Source organism: Paracoccus sp. J39, assembly GCF_000518925.1.
Classification (GTDB): Bacteria; Pseudomonadota; Alphaproteobacteria; order Rhodobacterales; family Rhodobacteraceae; genus Paracoccus.
This window is the reverse complement of record NZ_JAEN01000019.1, coordinates 81,859-90,624: the sequence shown is the minus strand read 5'-3', so window position 1 is coordinate 90,624 and position 8,766 is coordinate 81,859. Positions and strand designations below refer to the sequence as shown.

Below are 8,766 nucleotides of genomic sequence, written 5' to 3'. Positions count from 1 at the left end.
CGGCTCATATTTGAGTTTGCATGGCGGTTATTGCTGTTGCATTGACGATATCGTTGACGGAGCATCCTCTGGAGAGGTCGTTTGCGGGTTTGGCGAGGCCCTGGAGGATGGGTCCGATGGCGATGAGGCCGCCCAGGCGCTGGGCGATCTTGTAGCCGATATTGCCCGAGGCGAGGTCGGGAAAGACGAAGACGTTCGGCCGGCCGGTCAGGCGGCTTGCCGGGGCCTTCCTCGCCCGGATCGCCTCGTCCAGCGCCGCGTCGAACTGCAGCTCGCCGTCGACCTCCAGATCCGGGGCGGCGGCGCGGATCAGCGCCAAGGCCTCGCGCAGCCGCCCCAGGCTGGGATGATCGGCCGAGCCGGCGGTCGAAAAGGACAAGAGCGCCACCCGCGGCGCCTCGGCCAGGAGCCGCCGGCAGCTCTCGGCCGCCGACAGCGCGATGGCGGCGAGCTCGGCCGCGTCGGGCTGGATCACCAGCCCGCAATCGGCAAAGATCATGCCGCCCCGGACCGGCGCCCCGGGCCCGCAGGACAGCATCAGAAAGAAGCTCGACACGATCCCGGCCCCGGGGGCCCGGCCGATGATCTGCAGGGCCGCGCGCACCGTGTCGGCGGTGGTGGCGACCGCGCCGCCCACCGTGCCGTCGGCCTGGCCCAGCCGCACCCGCATCGCCGCCTGGCGGATCGGGTCGCGCATCTCGGAAAGCGCGCGTTCCGCGGTCATGCCCTTGGCGGCGCGCAGCCGGTGCCAGTGGTCGGCCAGCTCGGCCAGGTCGGGCGCGCCCGCCGGGTCGATGCGGCCCACGCCGGGGATCTCGGGCCCGCCCAGCAGGGTGACGCGGGCCAGCCCCTCGGCCACCAGCCGGCGGGCGGCCTCGGCGACGCGCGGGTCCCCGCCCTCGGGCAGGATGATGTGGCGGTCCAGGGCCTTCGCGGCCTCGTGGATGCGCTCGAGCGGTTTCATGGCACTACCCCCAGAAATGCAGGCCGGCGACGACGAAGACGCCCAGGAACACGGTCTCGGCCACGATCAGCGCGATGGCGCCGCCCCCGACCTCGAGCATCCTGCCGAGCGAGGTCTTGATGCCGACCGCGGCGATCGAGATCAGCAGCGCCCAGCGGGACAGCTGCCCGGCAAGCGCCGAGACCGGCTGCGGGATCAGCCCGGCGCTGTTCAGCGCCGCCAGCGCCAGGAAGCCCAGCACGAAGCCCGGCAAGAGCGGCGGCGCCTTGCCGCCCCTGGCATCGGCCAGCCCGCGCGCCCGGATCGCCAGCGAGAAGCACAGCACCACCGGCGCCAGCATCGAGACGCGGATCAGCTTGACCAGCGTCGCGGTCTCGCCGGCCTCGGGGCCGATGGAAAAGCCGGCGCCGACCACCTGGGCCACGTCGTGGATGGTGCCGCCCAAAAAGACGCCGCTGTCGCGCGCCGTGAAGCCGAAGGCGTTCGACAGCATCGGGTAGAGCACCATGGCCAGGGTCGAGAGCACGGTGACCGAGAGCACGGTGAAGACCAGGTCGCGCTCGGATTTCTCGTGCCGGGGCAGGACCGCGGCGATGGCCATGGCCGCCGAGGCGCCGCAGATCGCCACCGCGCCGCCGGTCAGCAGCGCGAAGCGCCAGCCGCGGCCGACGAGGCGGGTGGCGAGGAGCGCGAAGAGGATGGTCAGCACCACCCCCGCGACCACCAGCGCGATGGCGCGCGGCCCCAGCCCGCTCAGCATCTCGACCGAGATCCGCGCGCCCAGAAGCGCCACCCCGAGCCGCAGCACGGTGCGGGCGGTGAAGGCGATGCCGGGCGCGGTGCGGGTGCCCTCCTCGGCCAGGAAGTTCAGCGCCAGGCCCAGAAGCAGCGCCAGCAGCATGGCCGGGGCGCCGTAATGGTCCGACAGGAACTGCGCCGTGGCCGCGACCAGCGCCGAGACCGCGAAGCCCGGGAAGGCCTCGCCGAGCAGGCTGCGCGAAGGGATCAGGGTGGTCATCATCGTCGTCACCGGGATGCGGGGATGGGGCCGGGGCGGGGGCCGCGCCGGGTCGTCGTCGGAAGGGCGTCATGCGCCCCGGGAGAGGGCCTCATGGGCGGATGTGTCCGGCGGTCCTGCGGTCCTTCCCGGCCGCCGAGGGGGGCGCTGCCCCCTCGCGCTTGCCCGGCCCCTCGACGGGGCCCGGCAAGCGCCCCCCGGAGTATTTGGGAAACGGTGAAAGCCGGGGGGCGCCGGCGCCCTGCGCCGCCTTTCCGCGTCAGGCCGCGCCCTTTTGCGGGCGCATGTCGGCCGGGTCGATGCCGGCCACCACCACCGGCTTCTTCATCGCGTCGCGGCGGAAGGGCTCGCCCAGCTCCTGGTTCAAGAGCACCTCGATGAAGGTGGTCTCGCCGTCCCGCATCTGCCGCTCGACCGCCTCGTGCAGGGCCGCGGTCAGCTCCTCCTGCGACTTGACCTGCACGCCGGCGAGCCCGCAGGCCCGGGCGATGCCGGCATAGGAGGTGTCGCGGTCGAGCTCGGTGCCGACGAAGTTGTTGTCGTACCACAGCGTCGTGTTGCGCTTTTCCGCGCCCCATTGGTAGTTGCGGAAGATCACCATGGTGATCGCCGGCCAGTCCGCGCGCCCGCAGGCGGTCATCTCGTTCATCGAGATGCCGAAGGCGCCGTCGCCGGCAAAGCCGATCACCGGCACCTCGGGATTGCCGATCTTGGCGCCCAGGATCGCCGGGAAGCCGTAGCCGCAGGGACCGAAGAGGCCCGGCGCCAGGTATTTGCGCCCGGCCTCGAAGCTTGGATAGGCATTGCCGATGGCGCAGTTGTTGCCGATGTCCGAGCTGACGATCGCCTCCTTCGGCACCGCCTGCATGATCGCCCGCCAGGCCTGGCGCGGGCTCATCAGCCCGGCGTCGCGGACCCGCGCCTCGGCGTTCCATTCGGTGCCCGGATCATCCTCCTCGTGGTCGAGGCTCGAAAGCTCCTGCGCCCAGCGGGACTTGGTCTGCGCGATGAGATCCTTGCGTTCCTGCCGCCCGGCATCGCCCGCCGCGGGGGCAAGCTGCGCCAGGATGCCGCGCGCCACCTTGGCCGCATCGCCCTGGATGCCCACCGTGACCTTCTTGGTCAGCCCGATGCGGTCGGCATTGATGTCGACCTGGATGATCCTGGCCTGCTTCGGCCAGTAGTCGATGCCGTAGCCCGGCAGGGTCGAGAACGGGTTCAATCGCGTCCCCAGCGCCAGCACCACATCGGCCTTCTGGATGATCTCCATCCCGGCCTTCGAGCCGTTGTAGCCCAGCGGCCCCATGGCCAGCGGGTGGCTGCCCGGGAAGCTGTCATTGTGCTGGTAATTGCTGCAGACCGGCGCATCCAGCCGCTCGGCCAGCTTCACCAGGTCCGGGATCGCCCCCGACAGCACCACCCCGGCGCCCGACAGGATGACCGGGAATTTTGCCTCGCTGAGCAGCCTTGCCGCCTCGGCCACCGCCTGCTCGCCGCCCGCGGGCCGCTCGAAGGCCACCACCTGCGGCAGTTCCACGTCGATCACCTGGGTCCAGAAGTCGCGCGGGATGTTGATCTGCGCCGGGGCCGAGTTGCGCCAGGCTTGCATGATCACCCGGTTCAGCACCTCGGGGATGCGGCTCGCGTCGCGCACCTCCTCCTGGTAGCAGACGCAATCGGCAAAGAGCCGCATCTGCTCCATCTCCTGGAAGCCGCCCTGGCCGATGGTCCGGTTCGCCGCCTGAGGCGTCACCAGCAGAAGCGGCGTGTGGTTCCAGTAGGCGGTCTTCACCGGCGTCACGAAGCCCGTCACCCCCGGCCCGTTCTGCGCGATCGCCATCGACATCTTGCCGGTCGAGCGCGTGAACCCGTCCGCCATCAGACCCGCATTCGTCTCATGCGCGCAGTCCCAGAACCTGATCCCAGCCTTCGGAAACAGATCCGACACAGGCATCATCGCAGAGCCGATGATCCCGAAAGCATGCTCGATCCCGTGAAGCTGCAATACCTTAACAAAAGATTCCTCAGTCGTCATTCGCATGGCGATGGCTCCTTATCTGCGCTCGTCGCGATAGTGGTAAAACTTGTAGAGGCCCCATTGGCCCAGCCGCCGGAACGGCGTCTTCCAGCCTTCGTGGGGCAGTTCGGAGTTGAAGATCGGCAGCGCCGGCAAGGCCTCGCCCGCGACCAGCTGCGCCATGCGCCGCCCGGCCATGGCGGAATACATCACGCCGTTGCCGCCATAGCCCAAGGCGTAGAAGGCGCCCGGCAGGTCCGGCAGGCCGGTGATGCGCGGCATCATGTCATGGCTGACATCCACCCAGCCCCACCAGCTGTAATCGAGCTCGATGCCGCGCAGCGCCGGGAACTTGCGCGCCATGCCCTCTTTCAGCGCGTTCAGATGCGCCGGGTTCGCGGCGTCGCGGCCGGTGATGGCGGCGCGCGAGCCGATCTGCAGCCGGTTATCTGGTAGCAGGCGGTAGTAATGGCGCAACGTCCGGGTGTCGGTCAGCGGCGAGAGCTTGCGGATACCGACCGCTTCCAGCTCGGCGGGCGTCAGCACGCGGGTGACGATGCTGTTCGACATGATCGGCATCAGCCGGTCCCGGAGCCGCGGGTGCAGGCCGCGCGGCGCATAGGCCGCCGTCGCCACCGCCACCCGCTTCGCCCGCACCGTGCCGCCGGGCGTGCGCAGGTGATGCAGGCCATTTCGGTAGTCCCAGCCCTGCACCGGGCTGTCGACATGCACTTTCGCGCCCAGTTCGCGGGCAAGGCGCAGATAGCCGAAGGCCAGCTTCGCGGCATGGATGCCGACGCCGTCCGCCTCCCACATGGCGCCATGCGCCTCCTGGTCGCGCACCACGGTCCGGTGCAGCTCGTCGCGCGAGATCATGCGGGCGTCGTAGCCGAAGGTGTCGCGCAGCAGCGCCGTCTCCTTCTCCAGCGCCGGCATCACCCCGGCCTTGTGGGCGATGTAGTAATGCCCGCCATCCTGCGGCTCGCAGTCGATCGCATGGTCGCGGATCAGGCCGCGGAACAGCTCGAAGCCCTCGCAGACCTCGGCATGCAGGCGCTTCGCCACCTCGAGGCCCCAGCGTTCGATCCACTGGCTGCGCTTGAGCCGGCCCGAGCTGACCTGGGCCTGGCCGCCGTTGCGGGTCGAGCAGCCATAGGCGACGCCGTTCGCTTCCAGCACCGTGGCCTTGATGCCGTGCATCTTGGCCAGGTGGATGGCGCAGGACAGGCCCGTATAGCCCGAGCCGATCACCACCACGTCGGCATCCATGTCGCGCGTCACCGGGCCGTCGTCCGGCGGCGGGGTGCCGGCGGTGCCGATCCAGTAGGTCGGCGCGTAATCGCTGCGCGGACCCAGGCCGCGCGCCGTGATGGGATCATAGAACGGGTCGAAGGGGAGCGAGCCCGGACGTTTCTCGATCGCCTGCATGGCCGTCCTCATTTCCCGGCAAGGGCGGAAGCGGAGGCGGGAATGGCCGGGCGCTGCTTGCGGATCGCCTGCTTCTCGACGATCCGGCCGTCGCGGATGCGGAACAGGTCGACGCCCTGCACCTCGGTCCGGCTGCCGTCCGGGTTGGTGGCGCGGAAGGTCCATTGCGAGACGCCGCGCGTGCCGTCCTCGGACAGGAAATGCGTGTGGTCGGCCCATTCGACGTCCGGCATCGTGGTCCAGACTGCTTCGAAGGCCCTGGCGATGGCCGCCTTGCCTTCGACCTTGTTGCCGTATTCGTGCTCGCCGGCGACGGTGTAGAACACGCAGTCCTCGGCGAAATGGGTCATCACGCCGTCGATGTCATGGCGGTTGAAGGCGTCGAAGGTGGCCTTCAGGTCGTCGGCGGTCAGCTTGCGGGTCATCGGTGGATACTCCTCTCCCGGTCGGTGGCGCGCGGGCGCGCCTCCGGGACGTTTCGGGTGAATGGTGGCGGGTCAGGTCCGGGGCGGGATCAGACCTTGCCCTTCCAGGGGATCAGCGCCCGCTCGATGCGGCGGATCAGCAGGTCGAAGGCAAAGGCGAGGATGCCGATCACGATGATGCCCATGATCACGGCGTCGCTGGCGAGATACTCGGCCGAGTTCAGCACCATGAAGCCCAGGCCGCGATGGGCGGCAACCATCTCGGCCGCGACCAGCGTCGTCCAGCCCACGCCGATGCCGATGCGCATGCCGGTGAAGATCTCGGGCAGCGCGGCCTTGAGGATGACGTGGAAGATCACCTGCAGCTTGCTGGCGCCCATGGCGTAGGCGGCATGGATCTGCTCGATCGAGACCGAGCGCACGCCGGCCCGCGCCGCGATGGCCATGGGGGCGAAGATCGCCAGGAAGATCAGGAAGACCTTGGGAAACTCGCCGATGCCCAGCCAGATGATGATCAGCGGCAGATAGGCCAGCGGCGGCAGCGGCCGGTAGAATTCGATGATCGGGTCCAGAAGGCCGCGGATCACCCGGTTCACCCCCATCAGGATGCCGACCGGCACCGCGATGGCCAGCGCCAGGAAGAAGGCGCCCAGCACCCGGCCGAGGCTGGCCAGCGTGTGCTGGGCCAGGGTCGAGTTCGACACGCCCTCGGTCGCGGCCAGCACGAACTTGCCCCAGACCGCGGCCGGCGCGGGCAGGAACAGCGGCCGGACCCAGCCCATGCCGGTGACCAGGAACCACAGCGCGATCAGGGCAAGCGCGGTGACCAGGCTGATGATGGCGCTGGAGCCGTCGCCGGGGGCGCCATAGGATACGCCGGGCCGGGCCGGGCGCGCTCTCGTCAGCCGCTCAAGCATGGATCTTTTCCCGCTCGCCGGCGCGTTCGTCACCATAGATGATGCCAAGGATCTGCTCCCTCATTTCGATGAAGTCGGGACTGGACTTGATGGCGCGGGCATTGCCCTCGGCCAAAAAGCGGCGGTTGAAGTCCAGCTCGTAGGTATGGGTGATGCGGCCCGGCCGCGGCGACATGACGATCAGCCGCGAGCCGAGGAACAGCGCCTCTTCGACGCTGTGGGTGATGAAGAAATACATCTTGTCGGTCTGCTGCCAGATCTGCAGCAAGAGTTCCTGCACCGTCTCGCGGGTCAGCGCGTCCAGCGCCGCCATCGGCTCGTCCATCAGCAGCATGGCCGGGTCGCAGGTCAGGGCGCGGGCGATGCCGACGCGCTGCTGCATGCCGCCCGAGAGGTGATAGATCATGTGCTTGTGGAAGTCCTGCAGGCCGACCAGCGCCAGGTTCTTGACCGCGCGCTCGCGCCGGGTCCTGGCATCGACGCCCTGCAGCTTCAGGCCGAATTCGACATTGTCGATGACGTTCAGCCAGGGCAGCAGTGCGTGTTTCTGGAACACCACGCCGCGGTCGGCGCCGGGACCTGTGACAGGGCGGCCGCCCAGGGTGATCTGCCCGGCCGAGGGCGCCATGAACCCGGCCATCAGGTTCAGAAGCGTGGTCTTGCCGCAGCCCGAGGCACCCAGCGCCACGACGAAATCGCCGCTCTTGACCTCGAGGTTCACGCCTTTCAGCGCGGTGACCGGGGCGCCCTTGTGGTGGCCGGGGTAGATCAGGCTGACGTCGGAAACTTTCAGTGTCTGCATATCAGCGGTCTTTCCGAGAAAGGGGTTGAAGGCGAGGGATGCGGCCCCGAGGGGGCCGGTCGCCTATTGCGCCGCGGCCTGGGCGAAGCTCGCGTTCACGAAGGGGGCGTAATCCTCCAGCGCGGCGTCGATCTGCTTCTGCTCGACCAGGAACCGGGCGCTTTCGCTGAGCGCGCGGACCGCCCCGCCGGTCAGCCAGGTCTCGGATGCCTGCTCGGCCGCGTCGGGAAAGGACAGCATGTTCAGCGCCTGGACCGTGCCGGCGGCATCGCCGCCGATCATCTTGACGATGCCGGCGACCTGCGGGGAATCCTCGGTCCAGGCCGCCTTGTCGGCATTGTAATCGGCATAGGCCCCGGCCAGCGCCTTGGTGAAGGCCGCCATGAATTCCGGGTTCTCGGCCGCGAATTTCCTGTCCGCCACCAGCCCGTCGAAGGTCGGCACGCTGGCCGCGCCGATCTGCTCGCTATCGGCGATCACCGCGCCTTCCTTCATCAGCTCGGTCAGCACCGGCGGCCAGACATAGGCGGCATCGATGTCGCCGCGCTGCCAGGCGGCCAGGATCTGCGGCGGCTTCATGTTCAGGATGTTGACGCCGCGCGGGTCGATCTTCCAGACCTGATCCATGCCGACGAGCAGATGGAAATGCGCGGTCGAGACGAAGGGCACGGCGACCTTCTTGCCGGTCAGGTCCTCGGGCTTCTCGATGCCCGAGCCGTTGCGGGCGACCAGCGCCTCGGACTTGCCGATATTGTCGAGGATCCAGAACAGCTCGAACTCGACCCCCCGCGTGGCCGCGGCGGCGATGCCGGTCGAGCCGATCACCCCCACCGGGACGTTGCCCGAGGCGAGCGCGGTCGAGATGTCGCCGCCCGAGGAGAACTGCCGCCAGTCGATCTTGTAGCCCGCCTCCTTGGCGGCCGCGTCCAGCCGGCCATCGGCGATGGCGGCGATGAAGGGCCCGACGATCTGCTGGTAGCCGACCACCACCGTGGTCTCGGCATGGGCGGGGGCCAGGCCGAAGCCGGCGCCAAAGGTCATCGCGGCCAGGAAGGCTCCGGCCCGGGTCATGTCGGTCATTTCTGTGACTCCCTGTCTTTCGGTTGTTGGTCTTGCGACGCGGCCAAGCCCCTGGGCTCGGCCTCCTCTGTATTGGCCTTGCAGCTCTGCACGGCTGCTTCTTGCGACAAAATGT

General features: G+C 69.0%; 8 protein-coding genes. All 8 read right to left on the bottom strand.

Annotation, left to right across the window (positions count from 1 at the left end; genetic code table 11):
• Positions 1 to 4: 4 nt before the first annotated feature.
• The 8 genes from pta to tauA all read right to left on the bottom strand — a co-directional run bounded on the left by pta (position 5) and on the right by tauA (position 8,651).
• Positions 5 to 964 (bottom strand): phosphate acetyltransferase, encoded by a 960-nt coding sequence (pta, locus tag L632_RS0116575; protein WP_028712790.1) that lies wholly within the window; start codon positions 962 to 964, stop codon positions 5 to 7.
• A 4-nt stretch (positions 965 to 968) separates the two neighbouring features.
• The gene (locus L632_RS0116570) at positions 969 to 1,985 is read right to left on the bottom strand and encodes a YeiH family protein (protein ID WP_028712789.1); all 1,017 of its coding nucleotides are present in this window, start codon (positions 1,983 to 1,985) and stop codon (positions 969 to 971) included.
• Positions 1,986 to 2,241: 256 nt separating this feature from the next.
• Positions 2,242 to 4,023, bottom strand: a complete 1,782-nt coding sequence (gene xsc / locus L632_RS0116565) for a sulfoacetaldehyde acetyltransferase (RefSeq protein WP_028712788.1) — start codon at positions 4,021 to 4,023, stop codon at positions 2,242 to 2,244.
• A gap of 12 nt (positions 4,024 to 4,035) precedes the next feature.
• On the bottom strand, positions 4,036 to 5,427 hold the full coding sequence (locus tag L632_RS0116560; RefSeq protein ID WP_028717153.1) for an FAD-binding oxidoreductase: 1,392 nt from the start codon (positions 5,425 to 5,427) through the stop codon (positions 4,036 to 4,038).
• 8 nt (positions 5,428 to 5,435) lie between these two features.
• On the bottom strand, positions 5,436 to 5,852 hold the full coding sequence (locus L632_RS0116555; RefSeq protein ID WP_028713702.1) for a nuclear transport factor 2 family protein: 417 nt from the start codon (positions 5,850 to 5,852) through the stop codon (positions 5,436 to 5,438).
• Between the two features lie 89 nt (positions 5,853 to 5,941).
• Entirely contained in the window at positions 5,942 to 6,769 is an 828-nt protein-coding gene (locus L632_RS0116550) for an ABC transporter permease subunit (protein WP_028713701.1), read from the bottom strand.
• Positions 6,762 to 7,571, bottom strand: a complete 810-nt coding sequence (locus L632_RS0116545) for a taurine ABC transporter ATP-binding protein (RefSeq protein WP_024845520.1) — start codon at positions 7,569 to 7,571, stop codon at positions 6,762 to 6,764. The genes L632_RS0116550 and L632_RS0116545 overlap by 8 nt, the downstream gene beginning before the upstream one ends.
• Positions 7,572 to 7,634: 63 nt before the next feature.
• A complete protein-coding gene (tauA, locus tag L632_RS0116540) occupies positions 7,635 to 8,651 on the bottom strand; it encodes a taurine ABC transporter substrate-binding protein (RefSeq protein WP_028713700.1) in 1,017 nt (338 codons plus the stop codon).
• Positions 8,652 to 8,766: the final 115 nt, after the last annotated feature.